This window comes from Allobosea sp. 10L422 (assembly GCF_056395345.1).
Genome location: NZ_JBFTJI010000005.1, coordinates 172,314 through 193,011 on the forward strand (window position 1 = coordinate 172,314; position 20,698 = coordinate 193,011).

A 20,698-nucleotide genomic window follows, 5' to 3' on the forward strand; every position below is an offset into this window, starting at 1 on the left:
AGCCGGCGCGCCAGCTAACGTCCACCGAAAAGGATTCGGGGAGAGACAACGCATGGCACTCCTGCCGCCGGAAGGCGAACTGACGATCGGCTTCGCCCACGCCGCCTATCAGCTGGGTGACGAGTTCGCGACGCGCGGCCATTCGGCCGGCAGCTTCGAGGTCCGCACCCTCGACGAATTGCGCGAGCGTGCGCCGGAGGCCGATGTGCTCGTCGTTTCCGGCCTGTGGCGCAACGAGCTGCTGCCGCGCCTGCCGAAGCTGCGTTTCATCCAGTCGATCAGCGCCGGTACCGACCAGTTCGACAAGGCGGCGATCGCCGCGGCCGGCGTCCGCCTTGCCAGCGCGCAGGGGAGCAATGAACGGGCGGTGGCGGAGCATGCGATGTCGCTGATCCTTGCGCTCGCCCGTCAGATCCATCTCGCTCGCGACAATCAGGCGAAGCAGCACTGGCGCCCGATGATCGGAGAGCGTGCTCGCCGCGAGGACGAGCTCGGCGGCAAGACATTGGTCGTCGTCGGGCTCGGCCGCATCGGCCAGAGGCTGGCGAAGCTGGCAGATGCCTTCGACATGCGCGTCATCGGCGTGCGGCGCAGCTCCGAGCCTCAGCCTCATGTCGAGGCGGTCGTCCATCCCGAAAAGCTCGAAGAAGCCGTGGCAAACGCGGATTTCGTCGCGCTGACCTGCCCGCTGACGCCCGAGACCGAAGGGTTGGTCGATGCCCGCATCCTCGCGGCGATGAAGCCCTCCGCCTTCCTGGTCAATGTCGCGCGCGGCCGCGTCGTCGACGAGGCGGCGCTGCTCGATGCCCTCGGCAACGGCCGGATTGCCGGCGCCGGGCTCGACTGCGTCCATGAGGAGCCGCTGCCGGCCGCCTCACCGCTCTGGCGCCTGCCGCAGGTCATCGTTACGCCGCACAGCGCCGGAGAGACCCGTGCCTATGAAGGCAATGTGGTCGACATCCTATTCGACAATCTCGCTCGCCTCGCCCGTGGCGAGACGGCGTTGCGCAACCAGATCGTCTGACCGGGAACAGGGGGCGGCCATGCCCTGGCCCAAATTCGGGCGGCCCGGCGGGCCGTCGCTCATTCTCGCGCTCGGCATCACCCAGGTCTTCGGCTACGGCGCGCTGTACTACGCCTTCACGGTGCTGGCGCCGCGCATCACCGCAAGCTTCGGCTGGGCGCCGGAATGGACCTATGGTGGTCTTGCGGCCGGTCTTTTTCTCGGTGGTGCCGTCGCGCCCGTCACCGGCAGCCTGATCGATCGCTACGGCACGCGGCTGGTGATGACCGTGGGCTCCGCGCTGGCCGGTCTCGCACTGCTGGCGCTGGCCGAGGCGCGCGGCATCGTCAGCTATGTCCTCGCCATGGTGGCTCTGCAGGCGGTCACCACCGCGGTCTTCTACGATGCCGCCTTCGCCGCGCTGACGCAGGCGCGCGGCAGCCAGGCGCGCCGCGCCATCAGCCAGCTCACTCTGATCGGCGGCTTCGCCTCGACGCTGTTTTGGCCGCTCACCAGCAGCCTGCTCGCCATTCTCGACTGGCGCGGTGTCTACCGGCTCTATGGCCTCGCGCAGATCCTGGTCTGCATGCCGCTGCATCTCGTCTTTCTGCCTGGGCGGGTGAAACGGCCGCTCTTGGCGCCGGCGGCTCATGCCGCGGCGACAGCCCCGCAGGAGCCGGAAGCGGCCTATCTGACGGGCGATGCCCGTCGCCGCGCCTTTCTGCTGCTGGCGCTGGCCTTTTCGCTGCAGGGCTTCGTGGTCTCGGCCATGGCCGTGCACATGCTGGCCCTGCTCCAGGGCTTCGGGCTCAGTGCCGCCGTCGCGGTCGGCCTCGGCGCCATGCTCGGGCCGTCTCAGGTCGCCGGGCGCCTCGCCGAGATGCTGTTCGGCCGCGCGCTCTCGCCGGTCACCACCGCCTGGGTCTCGGCCTGGCTGATGCCCTTGGGCCTTGGGCTTCTCCTGGTCGGCGGCTCGCTCCCGGTGGTCGCGGGCCTCTTCGCCATCGCCTTCGGCATCAGCATGGGGCTGAGCTCGATCGTGCGCGGCACCGTTCCGCTCCAGCTCTTCGGCCCGGTCGGCTTCGGCGCCACGATGGGCAAGCTCTCGGCGCCCGGCCTCGTGATCAAGGCGGCGGCGCCGCTCGTCTTCGCCGTTTCGCTGCAGCGCGGCGGCGTCACGGTCTCGACGTTGCTGCTGATCGCCTTCTCCGCTCTTGCGGCGACAGCGCTCGTCCTGCTGGCGCGCAGCCGGCGCTAGCGCGCTCTCAGGCGACGAGCCCCTGCCACCACCGCCGGGCGGCGTTGCGTGTGCGGATGGCGAAGCCATAGGCGGCCGAGGCGCGAACCCAGCCAAGCACCTGATCGCGCACGCGCACCACCTGCCCCATGATCCAGGCGAACCAGCGATAGCTCAACAGCTTCTCGCGGCCGGCATGGTAGATGCGCTCGACGAAGACGAAGCTCATCAGATGCGCGAAGGCCGTCACCACGAGCCCGGCCCAGAACTGCCCGCGCGCGAACAGCAGCAGGCCGACGAGCTTCAGCGGCTCGGCGATGGCGAAGGGGATCGCCAACGCCAGAAGGACGAGTGGACGCGGCAGCCCGGCGACAATCTCCTCAAGCCTGCGCATGACACGCAGGCCCGCGAGCCTGCGGATCAGCGGCCGGTAGAGCGGCCGCAGCAACTCGTCGAGGACGATGAAGACGGTGAGGACCGCGCGCAGTGCCGCAAGCAGCCCGCGCTTCAGCGGGCCGCGCTCCGGGGCGGGCGGGGGCGGGATTTTGTTGGACATTGCTGCCAGACTCATTGGCCCGAATTTATGGCATTTCGATGCAGCGCGCTGCTCGCATCGCGAGGAGCTCCAGCTGAGAAGCGATCCAGGAGGGCAGGGTGAAAGGTTCTCGCCCGGATCGCTTCGCTCCGCTCGCAAATGACGGTTCAGTTGCCCGCTCTAACCGCGCGCATCCTCTTTCAGCATCGCCACGCCCTTCTCGGCGATCATCATGGTCGGGTTGGCGGTATTGCCGGAGGTGATGGTCGGCATCACCGAGGCGTCGATGACGCGAAGGCCCGAGACGCCGCGCACGCGCAGCCGCTCGTCCAGCACGGCGCCCGGATCGTCGTCGGCACCCATCTTCGCCGTGCCGACCGGATGGAAGATCGTGGTGCCGAGCTTGGCGGCCGCCTCCAGCAGCGCTTCGTCGGACTGAGCCGTGTCGCCCGGCAGATATTCCTCAGGCAGGAAGCGCGCCAGCGGCTGCTGCGCCACGATTCGGCGCGTCAGTTTCAGCGCGTCGATCGCGACCTGCCGGTCTTCCTCGGTATCGAAGTAGTTCGGCGAGATCACCGGGTTGTCGAACGGACCGGCGGACCGCAGATGGATGCTGCCCCGGCTCGTCGGCCGGAGATTGCAGACGCTGGCGGTGAAGGCATCGAACGGGTGCAGGCCGGAACCCCAGCTGTCGAGCGAGAGCGGCTGGAAATGATATTGCAGATTGGCTGTCTCATAGCGCGGTGACGATTTGGCGAAGGCGCCGACCTGCGAGGGCGCCATCGTCAGCGGCCCGGAACGCAGGGCTGCCCATTGCAGCGCCATCAGCGGCCGGCGCCAGATCCTGGCGTAGTCGCTGTTCAGCGTCTTGACGCCGTGGACTTTGTAGACCGGCCGGATCTGGAGATGGTCCTGCAGATTCTCACCGACGCCGGGGGCGTCGACCAGCGTGTCGATGCCGAGGCCCTGCAGCCGCGCACCGGCGCCGATGCCGGAGCGTTCGAGCAGAAGCGGGGAGGCGACCGCGCCGGCCGAGAGCACGACCTCGCCGCCCACCTCGACCCGCAGCTTCTCTTCGCTGGGGGTGCCCAGGCCATGGGTGAACTCGACCGCTTTCGCCCGGCCGTCCTCGAAGACGATGCGCTCGACATGGACGCGCGTCTCCAGCCGGAGATTGGTGCGCTCGCGCTGGTCGAGCAGCGGCTTCAGGAAGGCGCGATAGGCGCTGAGGCGGCGTCCACGCCGCTGGTTCACCTGGAAATAGGAGGAGCCTTCATTATCGCCGGTGTTGAAATCCGGAATCTTGGCGATGCCCGCTGCCTCCGCCGCATCGCGGATGGCGTCGAGGATCGCCCAGCGCACGCGCGGATGCTCGACGCGCCATTCCCCGCCGGCCTTGTGCATCCCGCCGGGCGACGGCGCGATATGATCCTCGTGTTTCAGGAAGTACGGCAGCACGTCGTCCCAGCCCCAGCCGGTCAGGCCGCGCTGGCGCCAGCCGTCATAATCGGCGGCCTGGCCGCGCATATAGACCATGGCGTTGATGGCCGAGGAGCCGCCGACGACCTTGCCGCGCGGATAGGCCAGCGCCCGCCCGCCGAGGCCGGGCTGGGGCTCGGTCTGGAACAGCCAGTCGGCGCGGGGGCTGCCGATGGCGAAGAGATAGCCGACCGGAATGTGGAGCCAGATCCAGTCGTCCATGCCGCCGGCTTCCAGCACCAGAACCTTGGCCTCCGGATCGGCCGCGAGCCGGTTCGCCACCACGCAGCCGGCCGAGCCCGCACCGATGACGACGTAGTCGAAGGTGCCGATCAGGCGGCGGGCGGTGGAGGCGACGTCAGGCATGGCGTGTCCAGGGGCTTCGCTACCTGCCCGTTTTGTCGGCAGTCGGGAGCAATCTGGCATAGGTCGGAGTGCGGTGTCAGTCGGTGAAAACGCACAGCTCGTTGGCGGCGATTGAGGCGCTATCGATTTGCGTGCTCGCGGGCGTTCTCCGAGGCGATTGCTTAGGACAGATTAGGGTCGTCGCATTCTCCCGTTCGAAGGTAGGTCCGTCGACCCAGATGCGGTGGAGAATTACGGGGTCTTGCTTGCAATTGCGACCGCGTCGTTTTCATGCCGATCCGTTTTGATGCGCGACTCCGCGGCTAGACAGCATCACGCCGCGTTTTTGTCGTGAGCCGGGCGTTGATCCCAAAATAGCTGAGCGCGGAGTGCAGTCTGCTTGCGAAAGCACGGCGCTCCTACCAATTGCTGGCAGGCATATTGTCCAACTCAGTGGGTACTCCATTTGCCGACTTACGGCGTCCAAAACTTGCGTGCCGAAACACACCTGGTCGCCCTTTTTTAATCCCGCCTATCGCTCGAAACCGCGCAATCGCAAAGTTCCTCACTGAGAAACGCATACTACGCTACAACTACTTCTGGACATTTGCCTCGGATATTGAACGGTTGTCGCGCGCCCCGCCGAACGGATTTGGGCGCCGTTTAGTCTTATTTGGAGGCTTTCGCTCGTGCCAGTGCAAACTCTGGCTCACTTGGTAGGCCACTTGCCTACGCCGCTGCGCAGGTCGTTGCGGCGGGCCATCGGCGGCGAAGGCCATGCTCAACACTGGACGCACACTCTCTGGGCTTGGCACCGGGCCCGAGGCGAAAAGCGCATCGACCGAATTGGCCCTGGGCTCGCCGCCTCGATTAGAGACACATGTGGCTCCGTTGAAGGCCGTTCCTGCCTTGAATTCGGCCGTGGGCACTTGCGCTCGGAGGCGCTGGTCTTCTGGCTCGCCGGGGGGGCGCGTGAGTCGTGGCTGTCGACTATTTCTCCCTCTTGCACCTGCATTTCGCGCGCCGCGCGTTTACGTCTGCCGACCGCGATGTGTTGCTGGCCGCTTTGGCGCCGGCGGCGTCGGGGGCGACCGTTGCGGAACGCATCACAGAGCAGGGGATCGACTACCTGGCCCCGGCTGATTTTGGCCGGGAGACGGAATTCGCCGGCACCTTCGATCTCATTCACTCCGCCACGGTGTTGGAGCATCTGCCGCTCGCCGATGTCAGAGCCATCGTCGCCAACACGCAGGCCGCGCTACGCCCGGGTGGGGTTGCCTTGCATGCCATCCATCTTGAAGACCATCTCGATTACCGACATAATCCGCATGCCTTTCTTGCAGTCGACACCGACTGGCGGGAAAGCGATGCGGATGCACGCGGAAATCGGCTACGTGCATCAGATTGGCTACGAATCTTCCGATCGATGCCGGCTGCGCAGGTCGAGGTTCTGTGGGATGCCGTACGCGAAGACGCCCCATAGCCGAGCGTTCTTGATGCAGTGTTCGCGAATTACGCAGAACGTGATCTCCGTATTGGCGGGATCATGCTTGCGGGCCGCTCCAGCACCGAGGCTTCCGAGCAACTGCCCGTCAAATGAAGAGCTGGCTTACGGCGCATGGCTGAGCACGGCGCGCGGCGCGGCGTCCTCGCGCGCTACGATCTACAACTATTGCGATCATAGCTTCGGAAAGCCCGATGGCCGGGCCTACGGTCGCGCGCTAGAACGCCCTTCTAGTGAGCAAGCTCACAAGAGACGCTGCAATTCCTGGATTAGCTCTGCTTCGACCTGCTCGGCAATCGGCGCTCGATAATGGGTTCTATCGAAAAAGTTCTTGGGGGTTTTCGTGAGGGCATCCGCCTTTCTGCGGTCAATGAATATTCCGCGGTGAAGAGACTCGGCGAAGTTCTTGAAGGCGCGCTTGCACAGTCCCTCGGAGATCAGCTCGGCGCCTCCTTGTGGCAGCGTTTCGGCCCAAACGGGGAGCATAATCAGCGCGACGGCCACATCGGGTGGTGCCAGCGATAGAGTTTGCTGAAGTAATCCCAAGGCGGGATAAGTTCCGGACAAGTTGGTCGAGTGAATCCAAGGCTTGGAAAGCTCGGAGCGAATCTTCTCTTCGTCCCATTTATAGTCCAGTTCGAGATCCCAAAAACCGCGAGGATCAGGCGGCCGCGCGACGGATCTCTCGGAGTTGGTGAAGCGCTGTACCGCCTGCTCCACACTGTCGTAGCGAAACAGCTTTGCCGCATACGACAATGAACTGTCGCTGATGAGCCAAGTGGGAAGCGCAGGCTCCTCCACATATTTTGGCGATTGTCGGCACCAAACATCGTCGATGCCGACGACGATCAGCCTTGGCGGCGCTTTTCGATGGGTGAGGAACCACTTCAGCAGTTGCAACTCGGGTTGAACCGACGCTCCTGGAAGAGTCAGAGATACGAACTCCAGCCTGGTCTTGGTGGAGAGCCGATGGGGCGATAGAGGAGCAACATGGGAGTTACCGATGATCGCTGCATCGAACCGATCATTTCGGCCGAGGCTGGCGATTGCCATCCGCGTTGATATCGACGACAGCGGTCGCTTACCGAAGGTCGCGAAGCGACCCGTATCATACGGATCCGCCATCAAGGTGAAAAGCCATGTGGCTGCGACCGCAACGGCAATAGTTACAAGTATAGTCGCCGAGAAGCGGCTCCAAGATTGTTGCATTCGTACCATACTCGATCGGCCCAACTGGCCCCCAACTGTTCGACCACCGGACGTTCGGGGCCGGCATTCCTAGTTCGGAGACTGCGCTCCTCGATCGAACATTTTTTACCGTGGAACCCCAAACGAAGGAAGGCGCTGTGCCTACGTCTGCGCAATCCTATTGATTTCGCTCGTACCGCCTGCTTGGCAGGCTTGGCGAACTTTCGCCAGCAGCGATCCGTCATTTTCAGCCGATACCGTGCGCATGACCAATTTGGCCGTTGCCCTCAATCTTGTATGGCATAGGTCGGAACGGTGTCTCAGCGCGTGGGGCCGCACATCCGGACGGCTTGCCTACGGTTCATCTTTGCTCGAAAGCCAATCGCGAGTCGCCGCGCCGGAAGCAAGTTACGGACCCAGCATACTTGTCATGGCCGCGAGGATGTGGCCGAAAGTGGGTTGCTAGGCGTTCGCATGCATCCATTTCGCGAGGAGCAGCAACGGGTGCCCAGCATCGAAACTCCTGCTGTGTCCGTCTGAGAATGATCGCTATGAATGAAATTCTGCCGGATGAGGCGGCGAAGAGGCTGCTGCAGCGCGTGCGCGACCGTAGCTTTCGAGTTGGTGTCATCGGCCTGGGGTATGTCGGCGTCCCGCTCGCCTTGGCTGCTCTCCGTGCCGGATTCGACGTACTCGGTTTCGATATCAACCCTGCAAGGGTGTCCGAGCTCAACGCGGGCAGAACCGGGATCAAGCATATTCAAGCCGACGATCTCGCCATGGCCGCGAGGGCAGGGCGCTTTCTCGCCACGGACGATTTTTCGCGGCTGGATGAGCCGGATGGCCTTATTATCTGCGTGCCGACACCGCTCACGCGCCACCGCGAGCCGGATCTCAGCTTCGTCGTCCAGACCGCGGAAGCCATCGCGGGACGTTTGCGAAAGGGGCAGTTCATCGCGCTGGAGTCCACGACGTATCCGGGGACGACCGAGGAAATCCTCAAGCCGATTCTCGAACGAACCGGGTTAAAAAGCCAGAAGGATTTCTACCTGGCCTTCTCGCCCGAGCGGGAAGATCCGGGCAACCTGCGCTTTGGAACCGCCTCGATACCCAAGGTCGTCGGCGGCGATGGTCCCGAGGCGCTCGCGATAGCGCAGGCGTTGTATGGCGAATTCGTCGTTCAGACCGTGCCGGTCTCGTCGACCTCCGTTGCAGAAGCCGTGAAGCTGACGGAGAACATCTTTCGCTCGGTCAATATCGCGCTCGTCAATGAGCTGAAATTGATCTACGCGGCGATGGGCATCGATATTTGGGAGGTTATTGAGGCCGCCAAAACCAAACCATTCGGCTTCATGCCGTTCTATCCCGGCCCTGGGTTGGGCGGGCACTGCATCCCGATCGATCCATTCTATCTTTCATGGAAGGCCCGAGAATACGGGATCACGGCCCGCTTCATCGAACTGGCGGGCGAAATCAACACGGCCATGCCGCACCTTGTGGTCGAACGGCTCGCGCAGGGGCTGGATCAGCGTTTCGCGCGCGGACTGAACGGAGCGCGGATTCTCGTCTTCGGCGCCTCCTACAAGAAGAACGTCGATGACATGCGCGAAAGCCCGTCATTGCGCCTGATCGAGCTGATCGAGCAACGCGGCGCCCAGACGTCCTATCACGATCCGCATGTTCCGATCATTCCGCAGACCAGGGAGCACGGGGGCCTAGCCGGGCGCCGATCCATTGACCTCGCCCCCGGTACGATAGGCGATTTCGATGCCGTTCTCATCGCGACAGACCACGACGCCGTCGATTACAAAAGACTCGTCACGGAAGCTCGTCTGGTTATAGACACGCGTAATGCTTGCGAGCGGCACGGCGTCTTGGCTGCTAACGTGATCAAAGCCTGACGAGTTCTGCCACGCGAGGTCTGACTGATTGTCGACTTCGGCATGCGAGGTTCCTGCCGTTGACCGTGCTGTCGGGCGGGTGCTATGCGCTCGCTGCGCCGGTTGGGTTGAGGCGTCTTGGCCTTTCAGGATGTAGTACGCAGTATAATGAAGCGCTTAGCGATTGTCACAACTGCGGTGCCGCCCTCCGCCAGCGGTCAGGCGCGGGTGCTGGGCGCGCTTCTGGCACAAGAGCGCGGCGAGTCACGCCATCTTTTTCTATCCGATCAGCTTCATGCGCGCGACGCAGGCGAAGCTGGATTTGGGGTTTACGTCGCCTTGTCGCCGCCGAGATTCCAGATCATGCGGACTCTCGGAAATGAACATATCCAGCGGTTCAATAATTTCGCCGGGCTGGTGCGGGACGTTTGGGCACGCGCGGGCGAAATCGTGGCTGCCGTCAAGAGGCACCCGGTGCAGATGATCGTTGGATGCAGCGGCAACCCCTTCGATCTGCCGGCTGCTGCCATCGCTGCAAGGCGTTTGCATCTCCCCTTTGTAGCCTATCTGTTCGATGATCCGGTCTATCAATGGGAGGAGGGTCCCTACCGCAGTCTGGCCCGGTTCTGGGAAAGGCGGTGGGCCGTGGCTGCGGCGAAGGTGATCGTTCCGAATGAGGTGCTGGCCCAGGATGTGCGCGCCCGCGTTCCTAAAGCCTCCATTGCCATCGTCCGCAATCCGGTGGATCTGGCGCGGATCGAGCATGGGGAGATCGGTCCGGACAGCGCGGCGCAGGAAGTCCCCCTGCCGAGTGCGCAATCTCCCTGGACGGTGCTGTACACCGGTTCAGTTTATAGCGCGCAGGCGAGCGCGTTCCGGAATCTGATCGGTGCGCTGGAGCGGGCCGAGGGGCGCTTTCATCTTCATGTCCACACGGCGCAGAGCGAAGTGCAGCTTCGGTACAACGGTCTTGTTGGCCCCTTCGTTCGCCGTTTTGACCACTTGCCGCAGGAGCAGGCGCTCGTGCGGCAGCGCGAGGCCGACATTTTGTTTTTGCCGCTTGCTTTCGAATCTCCGATCCCTGAGGTCGTACGTTCATCGGCACCCGCCAAAGTCGCGGAATATCTCGCCTCGGGACGGCCTGTCGTGGTTCACGCGCCGCGAGGGTCGTTCGTATCGTCGTTTTTCACGGAGCGCGAGGCGGGGCTGGTGATCGATCAACCGGATGTCGAGACACTCGCACAGGCCCTGACTCGGTTGAGCGAAGATGCGACCCTGCGGGCCAATCTCGTCGCCAACGCGCGGGTCGCGGCGAAGGAATTTGGTGTCGATCGCGCCCGTGCGGCCTTTTCGGCCGCGCTTGGCGAGGTCGCATAGAATGAAGCCTTTGTCGGGCGGAAGACGCCCCCGCATCCTATTCGTGGCGATGCATCATTCCGTGCATGCGGCACGTTGGATCGAAGCTCTTCTGGACGCGGACTTCGACTTGCACTTGTATCCGGTCGACCCCGCTCCCCCACACGCTTACATCCGCGGCCTGACTCTACATCGACCGACGCCGGCATCCCCTGTCGCCGCACCGTCGGTTTCGATCAGCCGGCGGGTGGCACGCTTTCTTCGGCATGTTCTCCAGGATCCGTTGGACGCGATCCGCCTGCTGCGCGAGAAACTCGCCCGCCATGCGGCCTCGACGCCCGCGCCGGAGCCGCGGCCGCGCGCTGGAGACCCTCTTCGCGTTCGCCCGGTTCCGTTCGATGGCGACGATCCGCAGGCACGGGTGCGGCTCGGTCGCCCCGACGAAAGCGAGGAAACCATTATGGCGCTTCACGGTCCGCAGATGCTGGCCAAAGTGATCGCCGAGGTGCAGCCGGACCTCATCCACTCGCTGGAATTCCAGCACAACGCCTACCTTGTGCTGGCAGCGCGCGATCTCATGCTCGCGGCAGATCCGTCCCGTGGCTTCCCGCGTTGGCTGGCGACGAACTGGGGCAGTGACATCTATTACTTCGGTCGGGACGAAGCGCATGCGCGCCAGATTCGGCGGGTATGCGAGGCGGTCGACCTCTATTCGTGCGAATGTCGGCGCGATCTCGCGCTTGGGCGCAGCTTCGGCTATCAGGGCCCGGAATTGCCGGTTCTGGCCAATTCCGGTGGCATCGATGTCGACGCCGCCCAGCGCCTGCGCAGCCAAGTCCCCCCATCGCAGCGCAAGCTCATCATGGTCAAGGGCTACGACCACTTTGCCGGCCGCGCCATGGTCTCTCTTGCCGTGCTCGAGCGTTTCGCCGACCGCTTGAAAGACTATGAGATCGTCATGTTTTCGGTCGGTTCCCGTCCTCGCGTCCGTGCACTCGAATTGAAGGCCGCCGGTATCCTCAATATCCGCGTCATCGATATCGCCACGCATGACGAGATTTTGGAATGCTTCGGACGTGCTCGAGCATATCTGGCCGTTAGCATATCCGACGGAATCTCGACCTCGGTGCTCGAGGCGATGCTGATGGGTGCCTTTCCAATTCAGACCAATACGTCTTGTTGTGAGGAATGGTTCGTGCAGGGGGAGACCGGTTTCGCCGTTTCTCCCGACGATTTCGATGAGATTTGTACGCAGTTCGAACGCGCGCTAACGGACGACGCCCTGGTCGACGAAGCGGCGATACGCAATCTCGATATCATACGGTCCCGCCTCGATCAGACTGTCATGACACCGGCCATCCGAGACTTCTATCGTCAAGCGCTCGGCATGCCGTCCCGTCACGAGGGGAGTGAACCCCGCTGAAAGTCCTCCAGGTCAACGCAAGCGATGTCGTCGGCAGTCGTTTCAATAATTTCGACATTCGCCATCTGCTCGCCGCGGAAGGCATCGATTCGACGCATCTTGTGTGGAGCAAGCTGAGCGACAGCCCGGACTCCCGGCTCTTCTTCGACGTGCCCGGCGCGCGCCTGGCCAACAGGGCCATCAACCGGATCGAATCCAGACTGTCGATCCATTCGCGGCTGCAATGGCAGGCTTATACGCTGGCGTTGTCGAAAGCCTATCGCGAGGCCGATCTGGTCCATTTCCACATCGTCCATGACGGCTATTTCAGCCTGGACGCCCTGCCTTGGCTAACGCGCGGCAAGCCGAGCGTATGGACCTGGCACGATCCCTGGCCGATGACCGGCCATTGCATCTACTCCCTGGAATGCGAGCGGTGGCTGGATGGTTGCGGGCGGTGCCCGTCGCTCGACCTGCCCTTCGCTATGCGCAAGGATCGCACGGCCGAGCAGTTTGCCTGGAAGAAGCGCATCGTCGCCAAAAGCCGCGCGCAGATCGTCGTCGCCTCACGCTACATGCGCGACATGGCTGCACGGTCCCCTATCGCCGCGGGCAAAAACATCGAGGTTATTCCGTTCGGCATCGATCTCACACGCTTCCGACCCGTCGATCCAGAACCGGCGCGGTCCCGTCTGGGAGTCCTGCCCGGCAGGCTGGTGCTCGGCGTGCGTGCTTTTGCCGACAGCCCGTTCAAGGGGTTCGAATATGTCGTCGAGGCGTTGCGGCAGCTACCCGACACGGGCGTCCCTCTGACCATTCTGACGACCCACGGCAAAGGGCACCTCAACGAGTTTATCGGGCGTCATCAGATCATCGATCTCGGCTGGGTCAATGACAATGCGACCATAATGGATACCTTCGCTGCGACGGATATTTTCCTGATGCCCTCGACGGCCGAAGCCTTCGGCATGATGGCGATCGAGGCACTCGCCTTCGCCAAGCCGATCATTGTCTTTGAGGGCACTTCGCTGCCCGAGGTTGCGGGAGCGCCGGATGTTGCGATCGCCACCCCGATGCGGGATGCGGCCTCGCTAGCTGCAGCGATTGAACGCCTCGTCGGGTCGCCCGACGAGCGCGAGCGGCGGGGCGCTGCGGGCAGACGCTGGGCCGAAGCGCATTACAGCGACGTCGATTTCACGCGCAAGATGTCGGCGCTCTATCGAAAGGTTGTGCAGGGATGACGCGGGAGGCTCCGAAGAAGCGTATCCTTCTCCTGACCGACATCCCACCATGCAGCAATCTAACTGCGGGGATCGTGACGGCGCAGATGTGCCGCTTCCTGCCGAAAGATGAGCTTGCGATCTTCTGCGTCATGAATCCGCATCTTCAGCCGAAGCGCTACGACGATCTAGCGGGCATCGAGATGAAGACTGTCCGCAAGCCCACCGAATTGCAGAGCCGGGTGCTGCGCGGCATCAGGGTGGGGAGAGCGGGTGCGGCGGCGATCGAGGCGATGAGGCGCATAGCCTTGCCCCGCCGCCTCATCCGCCAAGCGATCGACTACGGCCGGGTGGTAGGTGCGACCGATCTGTGGGCGATTCTCCAGGGGCAGACGATGGTGCGTATCGCCGCGCCTGTGGCGCGGGGGCTCGGCGTGCCGTTGCGCGTTCACGTCTGGGACCCGCTGCGCTGGTGGCTCGACGCCCACGGGGTCGACCCGGTCAATCGCCAGCTCGATCTCGCGATGTTCGATCGCACCTTGCGGCAGGCGGCGAGCTGTGCCGCGGCATCGGACCCGATGGCGCGGCACTATGAGGAGACCTATGGCGTCCCCTCGACAGCGGTCATCGCCTCGATCGACCCGGCGCTCGCCCAAGCGCCGCCGCCGAAGCTTGTCAGCGACGACAGCGTCGTCATCGGCATGGTCGGCCAGTTCTATGCCAGCGAGGAGTGGGCACAACTGGTCGCAGCCCTCAAGATCGCAAAGTGGCGGGTCGGTGAACGGAAGGTCGTTTTAATGACGTTCGGCCACGAGCGACCGCCAAACGACGTTCCTGATGAGCATCTCAGGTTCATGGGCTGGATGGATCAACCTGACGTGATCCGAACGATCGCCCGGCATTGCGACATCGCCTATTGCCCCTATCCTTTCGCGGAAAGGATGGCGGAGGTCTCGCGTCTCAGCTTTCCGTCGAAGGTTCCCACCTATCTGGCGGCGGGGCGGCCGATCCTGTTTCACGGCCCGTCTTACTCGGCGCCTTACGCCTATTTGAAGGAACGGCGCGCAGCCTATCTCTGCCGTGACCTTCTGCCGTCGGCGGTCTATAACGGCCTCGCCCATCTGGTCGAGGATCGCGCGCTGTATGAGGCGACGGCGTTGGCCGCGAGACGGGCATTTCTCGCTGATTTCACCCTGCCGCAGATGGAGCGTGTGGTGCGCCGGTTTCTTGGTTACAAAGATGGCGAGGCGGAAGCAGGCCCAAGCATCGGGGACCGAGGCGTCTGACGATGGGCGGCGCTGATGTTGAGGCGGCGGCGATAGTTTGCTATCCGGGTTAAGTGACCAAAGCGGCGAGTTTTGCGAAGCTCACGGGTACGCGAGAAACGCGCCGTACCCGACTGCGATAGCCCTGACCTTCTTGAGCTTGTTGAAGAAGCTCCAGGCTCAATGCCGTCGAAGCCCTGAGCCAGGCTGCACTTCATCAGAGCGGCAATCGCCTTGCCTTTTGATCCAGCTTTGTGGAACTCTGAGCTCTCCGAGCGTCGAAGCTTGAATTTCTCCTGCGTACGACAGTTGCTTCGGCCTTCGATAACAGGATGCGAGTAATTGTGATGGTATTGCGTCGGATCGCTCGCGACACTGCCCGCCTCTTTCCGCCCTTTCGTCGCCTGCATGATTTTGCCCTGCAGGCCGAGACAGGGAGAATAGCAGCGAGGCAGGAAGCGGACAGGTTGGCTGCGGAGCTAAACGCGTTGCTTGCGCAGTCGGATGCGGAAGGGCGGACGAGCGCAACTGCACACTACGGGTTGCATTCAAAGCAGGATGCAATCGGCTCTGGTCCCGGGGTCTCGGCCGAAGAAAGCGACCGCAACGCGCATTGGCTATATCTCAAGAACCGCCGTCAGCTCATTGAACTGGACTTTCCGGTTACTCCAAAAGTGCGCCATGGCTATGGTCAGCCACCTGAGCCGCTCATGCTGGCTCGGCTAAAGGCTTGCTCGCATCAATTTGCTTCGCAAATGCGCACGATGCTCCCTTTGCTGGAGCCGATGCTGACGATCCCGAGCAATCCTGTTGCGGATGCAACTGAACCGAATTGGGTTAATCCGGCTTTCCCTGCCCTGGACGCGATGGCGCTCTATGGAATGATAGCGCTCCACAAGCCGCGGCGCCTGATCGAGATTGGTTCGGGCTTTTCCACCAAATTTGCCAGGCGCGCGATCCGCGATCATCGCCTTGACACGCAACTGATATCAATTGATCCGGAGCCGCGTACCGAAATCGACGCAATTTGCGATGAAGTAATTCGAGCGCCGCTTGAGGATGTTCCTATCGAATTTTTCGAGAAAGCTACGTCAAGCGATATGATATTTTTCGACGGTAGTCACCGGTCTTTTCAGAATAGCGATGTAACCGTATTTTTTAACGAAATACTCCCCCGTCTCAAGAGCGGAACCGTATTTGGAATACATGACGTATTCCTGCCGGACGACTACCCGGCTGCGTGGTTGGAATGGTATTTCAATGAACAGTATCTACTGGCCTGCTGGCTGCTTGCCGGTGATAAGTTGAGGCCCGATTTCGCCGCCTATTTTATTGGCGAGACGCCAGAGCTTCACGCGATCTTCTCATCCATGTGGCGCCATCCGAATCTTGATGGCGCAAACCACAAAGGGGGAGCCTTTTTCGCGACGATTTCCTGAGAGGCGTCATGCTGTCGCCTGCCTAAGGGAAATGGCGAGGGCGCTGGTGCCAAACGCTTGGTGCCCAAAGAGGACTCGGCATCGGATCGAAAAGCGGCTTCCACTTTTCAATCCGATGCTAAAAGGCACGGTCAGCGTCGAATGCTCGCCTCGCGCTGTGAAACCGCGTCATGCTTCATAGGGGAACACGCCACCAGACCGCAGCGCCGTCCACGGGCTCCATTGGCGCTTCGATGCCATGCTGACCACGAAAATCATGGATCGCCTTGGCACAGGGCTCGAGCACATAATCGTCCACGATGACGAAGCCTCCCGGCGATACTTTGTGATAGAGCGCGTTGAGCGCATCCATCGTGCTCTCATACATGTCGCCGTCGAGGCGCAGCACCGCCAGCCGGTCTATCGGCGCGGCGGGAAGCGTGTCCTTGAACCAGCCTTCAAGAAAGACGACTTGCTCGTCGAGCAACCCGTAGCGGCGGAAATTGCCGGAGACGGCCTCACGGGAAATAGCGAGCTGCCCATAGGTGTGGTGGGTGTCGCCAGTATCGGCCGGATTGTGAGCTGAGTCGGGTTCGGGCAGGCCGCGGAAACTATCGGCGACGAAGACCTTGCGATCCTTTGCGCCATAAGCCTCGAAGATTCCCTTAGCGTAGATGCAGGCGCCACCCCGCCATACGCCGGTCTCGATGAAATCGCCGGGAACGCCTTCTTCCAACGCCCGTGTCGCCAGCATCCGCAGATTGCGCATGCGCGCGGTTCCGATCATCGTGATCGCCTGCTCGGGCCAGTCGCGGCCGATGGCGCGCAGCGACGGGTCGAACTTCCGCTCCGTCCAGGGTGCCTGCGAAGCATCCTCGATCAGCAGGCCGGTCAGCGACGCTTCCAGCAGGTCGAGGTAGAGCTCCGCGGCGCGCCCATCGCCGCCAAGGCTGGCGCCGTCGCCGCGCAGCCGGCGCCCGAGGCGAGCGACAGCTTCCTCCTGACGCGCACTCACGCCGAGGATCTGGGCGGAGACATTGTCCAGCTTCAGATATGTGGAATCGTGATAGGCGCCGATCCGCTGGAGCAAATGGTTGACTTGGTCCTCCAGCGTCGCCTTCGCGGCCAACTGCTCGACCAGGGCGTTACGCTCCTCTGCAGACTTGCGCGCGGTCTCGCGCCAGGCGTCGCGCTCTTCGGCGGCCTTGCGAGCTGCCTCGCGCAAATCGTCGCGCTTGCGCGCTTCCTCGCGCAAAATTGGAAGACGGCGCAAAAGGCTGCTGGTGAAAGAAGATTGCGTCACTGGACTACCCATCGCTGCGCACCCAACCCTGCGGAAAATCGAGCGCTCGCATCATCAACCCGGCGGAGAAAGACCAAACTTTCGACGCCACTCGTGGATTACAAAATATTGTCAGTTCCATACAACCCATTGCCGAGATCCTGAATCCAGGAGCGGCACTGGCTAATTAATGAACCGACGACCTTGGTGGCGGCCCGTGTCGACCCGTGGTGGCCCCGGCTAGACATTCATCGGCGTCAAGCATCGGTCGTTTCCTTCGGCTGGTGCGGCTCGACAGGAGCGATCTCGACGCGGTCCATATCGATCGCGAGCAGAACACCGTTCCGGAACGGCGAATGGACGTCGAACATCAACGCGTCGTGCATCCATTGATGCTGCACGTGGTTCTCCAACGTTCCGGAAGCGCAGGCGGCGGTCACCGAATAGCGTCCGGACGCGAGCGCGGGCAATCGGAACGCGAAGGTTGTTTCGAGTGTCTGGCCGGCACGAGCTGTGAGCGGGTTGGCGAGAGTCTTGAGGAAGGTGTTGTCGCCGAGGATCGGCTGGCCGAGACGGTCCTTGACGTGGAAGCCCACGATCGGCGCCTCGAAATCCTCGAGGACGGCGATGTCTATGACAAGCTGCACGTCCTCCCCACCCTCTATCCAATGCAGCGGTGAGCCGTCGGCATGGGTGAGGCTCACGCGCTGGATGCGCGCCTTGCCGCTCCCGAAATCGGCGCTATCTGCCATGGTGTCGAAGATGGCCGGACGGTCCGGCCTGGGCGGCTCGGGGAGCGAAGCGCGTTTCGGCTTCGCTGCGGGCGGAGTCTCCTCGCCCGCCGTCGCCGGCGCATCGGCCGGGCCCGCATTCGCCTTGACGCGAGGCCGCGGGGCCGGCCGATCCGACAATCCTTGCGCCTGGCTCATGATGGCCGCTGAATAAGCTTCGCAGACATCCTTCGCGGAGCCCTGCATCACCAGATCGCCCTTGTCGATCCAGATCGCGCTGTCGCACAGGCTCATCACCGCGCCGGTGTCATGGCCGCAGAACAAGACTGTTCCGCGTTCGCGGAACTGCCGGAGCCAGCGCAAGCATTTCTGCTGGAAATAGGCGTCGCCGACCGCGAGCGCCTCGTCGATGATCAGCACGTCGGCGTCGACATGGGCAATCACCGCGAAGGCCAGGCGCATCGCCATGCCAGTCGAATAGGTCTTCACCGGTCTTTCGATGAAGTCGCCGATATCGGCGAAGGCGAGGATGTCGTCGAAGCGGGCCTGCGTTTCCTCGCGGCTCATGCCAAGGATTGAGGCATTGAGATAGACGTTCTCGCGGCCAGTGAATTCCGGGTTGAAACCCGATCCCAGTTCCAGCAGCGCAGCGACGCGCCCCTTGACGCGCGCCTCGCCCGCAGTGGGGGCCAGGGTCCCGCATACGAGCTGCAGCAGCGTGGATTTCCCGGAGCCGTTGCGGCCGATGATCGCCATGCTGTCGCCGCGCGGAACCTCGAAGGTGATGGATTTGAGAGCCCAGTGATTGGTGTAGTAGTTCTTCTCCGGCCATTTCACGCCGAACGCGCGCAGGGCTGGCGCCATCGCCCGCCGCAGACGCGGCATCACGGCCTGGGCGAGCCGGTCGGATGGGCTCTGATAGATGTGATAGGCTTTTTCGAGCCGTGTGGCCTCGATCGCGATCTCAGAGGACATCGGCGAAACCCGCGCGCAGGCGATTGAAGACCCAGAACGCGGCGGGCAGGCTCACCAGCGCTCCCAGCCACAGAAATGCCAGGGCCTGCCAGTCCGGAGCTCTGCCGAACAGTAGCACATTGCGGGACTCCTCGACCACGATGGTCAGGGGATTGAGCTGCATCACGGCCCGGAAACCAGGAGGAACCGAGGAGATCGGATAGAAGATCGGCGTCAGGAACATCGAGGCCGTGACGATGAAAGCCACGATCTGTCCGATATCGCGGAGATAGACGCCCAGGGCTGAAAGCACATAGGCCGTCGCGAGCAGCAGCAGCAGATAGGGGATGACGATCAGAATAAAGAGCGGCGCGGTCGCCTCGACGTGACCGCTATGCAGGAAATGGCCCAGCACGACGATCAGCAGGCCGAAGGCTGCGGTGATCAGGGCCCCCAATACGACGACGATGGGCAGGATGCCGAGCGGGAAGACGACCTTCTTGACGTAGCTGCTATGGGCGAGGATCAATCCCGCAGCCCGGTTCAACGTCTCCGCGAGCATCGAGTGCAGCAGAACGCCGACGAGCAGAATCAAGGTGAAGTTGGCATCGGTCCCGTCTTGCCCGGTTCCCCAGCGAGCCCGAAACACGGCGGAGAAGACGAAGGTGAAGATCAGCGCCGTCAGCAGTGGCGTCAGGAAAGCCCAGCCGACGCCCAATACACTGCCACGATAGCGCGCTTCGAAGTCACGCATTGTTAGGCGCAGGGTCAGTTCTGTCGTTTGGCGCAGATGGTCGCCCCAACTCGTCAACGCTTTAATCCTTGGACTCCAGCCGCACCGGGTGGTCGGCCGCGGCGCCCCTTTAGCACCTCGTATCCGCGTCCCGCAAACGCGTTCTGTCGTGGTGCGGGTCGGGCGGCTCGACAATCCCGGATCGGTTGAGTAAATCCTGCTCGCCTCGGCGGACGCGATTGCGACGGAAAGACGCCGTTTCACCGTTTGAGCGGAGATGCCCTTGACCAAAATCCTCATTCTCGGCGCGGCGGGCATGCTCGGCAACGCCGCCTACCGGTTCTTTGCCGCGTCGCCGGGCTTCGACGTCGTCGGCACGATCCGTGGCGGTGCGCCGGTCGGGCTCCCGCAGAGTGCGACGGCCCGCCTGCTAGGAGGGGTCAATGCGGCCGATCAGGACGGCCTTGTCCGGATGATTGGCGAGACGCGGCCCGACGTGGTGGTCAACTGCATCGGCGTGGTCAAGCAACTTTCTGCCGCCAAGGACCCGCTTGTCTCCATCTCGTTGAATTCGCTGCTGCCGCACCGTCTCGCTGAACTCTGTGCGGCGGCCGGGGCGCGTTTCGTGCATATCTCGACGGATTGCGTTTTCGACGGCCGCAAGGGTGACTACAAGGAAACGGACCTTTCGAACGCCGAAGATCTCTATGGCAAGAGCAAGTTTCTCGGCGAGGTCGACTATCCCAACGCGATCACGCTGCGCACGTCGATCATCGGGCATGAGCTCAATTCTGCCCATTCGCTGGTTGACTGGTTCCTGAGTCAGCCCGGTCCCGCGGTGAAGGGGTATCGCAAGGCGATCTATACCGGCCTGCCGACGGTCGAACTCGCGCGCGTCATTCGGGATGTCGTCATTCCGCGCCCGGAGCTGCGCGGCCTCTGGCATGTCGCCGCTGGCAAGATCGATAAATTCGAGCTGCTGAAGCTGGTGGCGCAGGAATACGGGAAGACGATCGACATCATCCCCGACGATGCGGTCGCGATCGACCGTTCGATGGACGGCTCGCGCTTCCAGGCGGCAACGGGATACGTGGCCCCGGCCTGGCCGGAGCTGATCGCACGCATGCACGCCGCACGCTGAGCGCACGCTAGGAGAAAGTGACCTA

Annotated in this window: 16 protein-coding genes; 10 read left to right on the forward strand and 6 right to left on the reverse strand. The window is 62.9% G+C overall.

Translation table 11 applies throughout. The features are described from left to right. Positions 1-52 precede the first annotated feature (52 nt). Positions 53-1,024, forward strand: a complete 972-nt coding sequence (locus AC1DEZ_RS12645) for a D-2-hydroxyacid dehydrogenase (protein ID WP_441509418.1) — start codon at positions 53-55, stop codon at positions 1,022-1,024. 19 nt (positions 1,025-1,043) lie between these two features. After that, positions 1,044-2,261 (forward strand): MFS transporter, encoded by a 1,218-nt coding sequence (locus tag AC1DEZ_RS12650; RefSeq protein WP_476779775.1) that lies wholly within the window; start codon positions 1,044-1,046, stop codon positions 2,259-2,261. Between the two features lie 7 nt (positions 2,262-2,268). On the opposite strand, the gene AC1DEZ_RS12655 is transcribed toward AC1DEZ_RS12650, so the two are convergent. Then, complete coding sequence (locus tag AC1DEZ_RS12655) at positions 2,269-2,796, reverse strand: hypothetical protein (protein WP_441509416.1); 528 nt, start codon at positions 2,794-2,796, stop codon at positions 2,269-2,271. Positions 2,797-2,955: 159 nt separating this feature from the next. Further along, the gene (locus tag AC1DEZ_RS12660) at positions 2,956-4,620 is read right to left on the reverse strand and encodes a GMC family oxidoreductase (protein ID WP_441509415.1); all 1,665 of its coding nucleotides are present in this window, start codon (positions 4,618-4,620) and stop codon (positions 2,956-2,958) included. A 958-nt stretch (positions 4,621-5,578) separates the two neighbouring features. Between AC1DEZ_RS12660 and AC1DEZ_RS12665 the strand changes: the two genes are divergently transcribed. Continuing rightward, positions 5,579-6,082: a class I SAM-dependent methyltransferase gene (locus AC1DEZ_RS12665; protein WP_441509414.1), complete on the forward strand. Its 504-nt coding sequence runs from the start codon at positions 5,579-5,581 to the stop codon at positions 6,080-6,082. Positions 6,083-6,346: 264 nt separating this feature from the next. Here AC1DEZ_RS12665 and AC1DEZ_RS12670 read toward each other — a convergent pair whose 3' ends face one another. Then, positions 6,347-7,156, reverse strand: a complete 810-nt coding sequence (locus AC1DEZ_RS12670; protein ID WP_441509413.1) for a hypothetical protein — start codon at positions 7,154-7,156, stop codon at positions 6,347-6,349. Between the two features lie 686 nt (positions 7,157-7,842). Between AC1DEZ_RS12670 and AC1DEZ_RS12675 the strand changes: the two genes are divergently transcribed. The 6 genes from AC1DEZ_RS12675 to AC1DEZ_RS12700 all read left to right on the forward strand — a co-directional run bounded on the left by AC1DEZ_RS12675 (position 7,843) and on the right by AC1DEZ_RS12700 (position 15,853). Then, a complete protein-coding gene (locus tag AC1DEZ_RS12675; protein WP_441509412.1) occupies positions 7,843-9,192 on the forward strand; it encodes a nucleotide sugar dehydrogenase in 1,350 nt (449 codons plus the stop codon). 147 nt (positions 9,193-9,339) lie between these two features. Then, on the forward strand, positions 9,340-10,548 hold the full coding sequence (locus AC1DEZ_RS12680) for a glycosyltransferase (RefSeq protein ID WP_476779776.1): 1,209 nt from the start codon (positions 9,340-9,342) through the stop codon (positions 10,546-10,548). Positions 10,549-10,597: 49 nt separating this feature from the next. After that, positions 10,598-11,950: a glycosyltransferase gene (locus AC1DEZ_RS12685; protein ID WP_476779809.1), complete on the forward strand. Its 1,353-nt coding sequence runs from the start codon at positions 10,598-10,600 to the stop codon at positions 11,948-11,950. Between the two features lie 101 nt (positions 11,951-12,051). Beyond that, entirely contained in the window at positions 12,052-13,170 is a 1,119-nt protein-coding gene (locus AC1DEZ_RS12690) for a glycosyltransferase (RefSeq protein ID WP_441509410.1), read from the forward strand. Positions 13,171-13,391: 221 nt separating this feature from the next. Then, complete coding sequence (locus AC1DEZ_RS12695; protein WP_441509409.1) at positions 13,392-14,435, forward strand: glycosyltransferase family protein; 1,044 nt, start codon at positions 13,392-13,394, stop codon at positions 14,433-14,435. A 311-nt stretch (positions 14,436-14,746) separates the two neighbouring features. Beyond that, complete coding sequence (locus AC1DEZ_RS12700) at positions 14,747-15,853, forward strand: class I SAM-dependent methyltransferase (RefSeq protein ID WP_441509408.1); 1,107 nt, start codon at positions 14,747-14,749, stop codon at positions 15,851-15,853. Positions 15,854-16,028: 175 nt separating this feature from the next. Here the strand turns inward: AC1DEZ_RS12700 and AC1DEZ_RS12705 are convergent, their stop codons facing one another. The 3 genes from AC1DEZ_RS12705 to AC1DEZ_RS12715 form a co-directional block, all read right to left on the reverse strand. Next, positions 16,029-17,105, reverse strand: a complete 1,077-nt coding sequence (locus AC1DEZ_RS12705) for a TylF/MycF family methyltransferase (RefSeq protein ID WP_476779777.1) — start codon at positions 17,103-17,105, stop codon at positions 16,029-16,031. 266 nt (positions 17,106-17,371) lie between these two features. Then, complete coding sequence (locus AC1DEZ_RS12710) at positions 17,372-18,820, reverse strand: ABC transporter ATP-binding protein (protein ID WP_441509406.1); 1,449 nt, start codon at positions 18,818-18,820, stop codon at positions 17,372-17,374. Beyond that, on the reverse strand, positions 18,810-19,823 hold the full coding sequence (locus AC1DEZ_RS12715) for an ABC transporter permease (RefSeq protein WP_441509405.1): 1,014 nt from the start codon (positions 19,821-19,823) through the stop codon (positions 18,810-18,812). Before AC1DEZ_RS12715 ends, AC1DEZ_RS12710 begins: the two co-directional genes overlap by 11 nt. On the opposite strand from AC1DEZ_RS12715, the gene AC1DEZ_RS12720 reads away from it, so the two are divergent. Next, the gene (locus AC1DEZ_RS12720; protein WP_441509404.1) at positions 19,816-20,673 is read left to right on the forward strand and encodes a dTDP-4-dehydrorhamnose reductase family protein; all 858 of its coding nucleotides are present in this window, start codon (positions 19,816-19,818) and stop codon (positions 20,671-20,673) included. The two genes, AC1DEZ_RS12715 and AC1DEZ_RS12720, sit on opposite strands and share 8 nt — an antisense overlap. Positions 20,674-20,698 lie beyond the last annotated feature (25 nt).

Bases quoted from the DNA above. Each gene is read 5' to 3' on its own strand.
- AC1DEZ_RS12645 (WP_441509418.1), top strand. From the start codon at position 53: ATGGCACTCCTGCCGCCGGAAGGCGAACTGACGATCGGCTTCGCCCAC.
- AC1DEZ_RS12650 (WP_476779775.1), top strand. From the start codon at position 1,044: ATGCCCTGGCCCAAATTCGGGCGGCCCGGCGGGCCGTCGCTCATTCTC.
- AC1DEZ_RS12655 (WP_441509416.1), bottom strand. From the start codon at position 2,796: ATGTCCAACAAAATCCCGCCCCCGCCCGCCCCGGAGCGCGGCCCGCTG.
- AC1DEZ_RS12660 (WP_441509415.1), bottom strand. From the start codon at position 4,620: ATGCCTGACGTCGCCTCCACCGCCCGCCGCCTGATCGGCACCTTCGAC.
- AC1DEZ_RS12670 (WP_441509413.1), bottom strand. From the start codon at position 7,156: ATGGCAATCGCCAGCCTCGGCCGAAATGATCGGTTCGATGCAGCGATC.
- AC1DEZ_RS12675 (WP_441509412.1), top strand. From the start codon at position 7,843: ATGAATGAAATTCTGCCGGATGAGGCGGCGAAGAGGCTGCTGCAGCGC.
- AC1DEZ_RS12680 (WP_476779776.1), top strand. From the start codon at position 9,340: ATGAAGCGCTTAGCGATTGTCACAACTGCGGTGCCGCCCTCCGCCAGC.
- AC1DEZ_RS12685 (WP_476779809.1), top strand. From the start codon at position 10,598: ATGCATCATTCCGTGCATGCGGCACGTTGGATCGAAGCTCTTCTGGAC.
- AC1DEZ_RS12700 (WP_441509408.1), top strand. From the start codon at position 14,747: ATGCGAGTAATTGTGATGGTATTGCGTCGGATCGCTCGCGACACTGCC.
- AC1DEZ_RS12710 (WP_441509406.1), bottom strand. From the start codon at position 18,820: ATGTCCTCTGAGATCGCGATCGAGGCCACACGGCTCGAAAAAGCCTAT.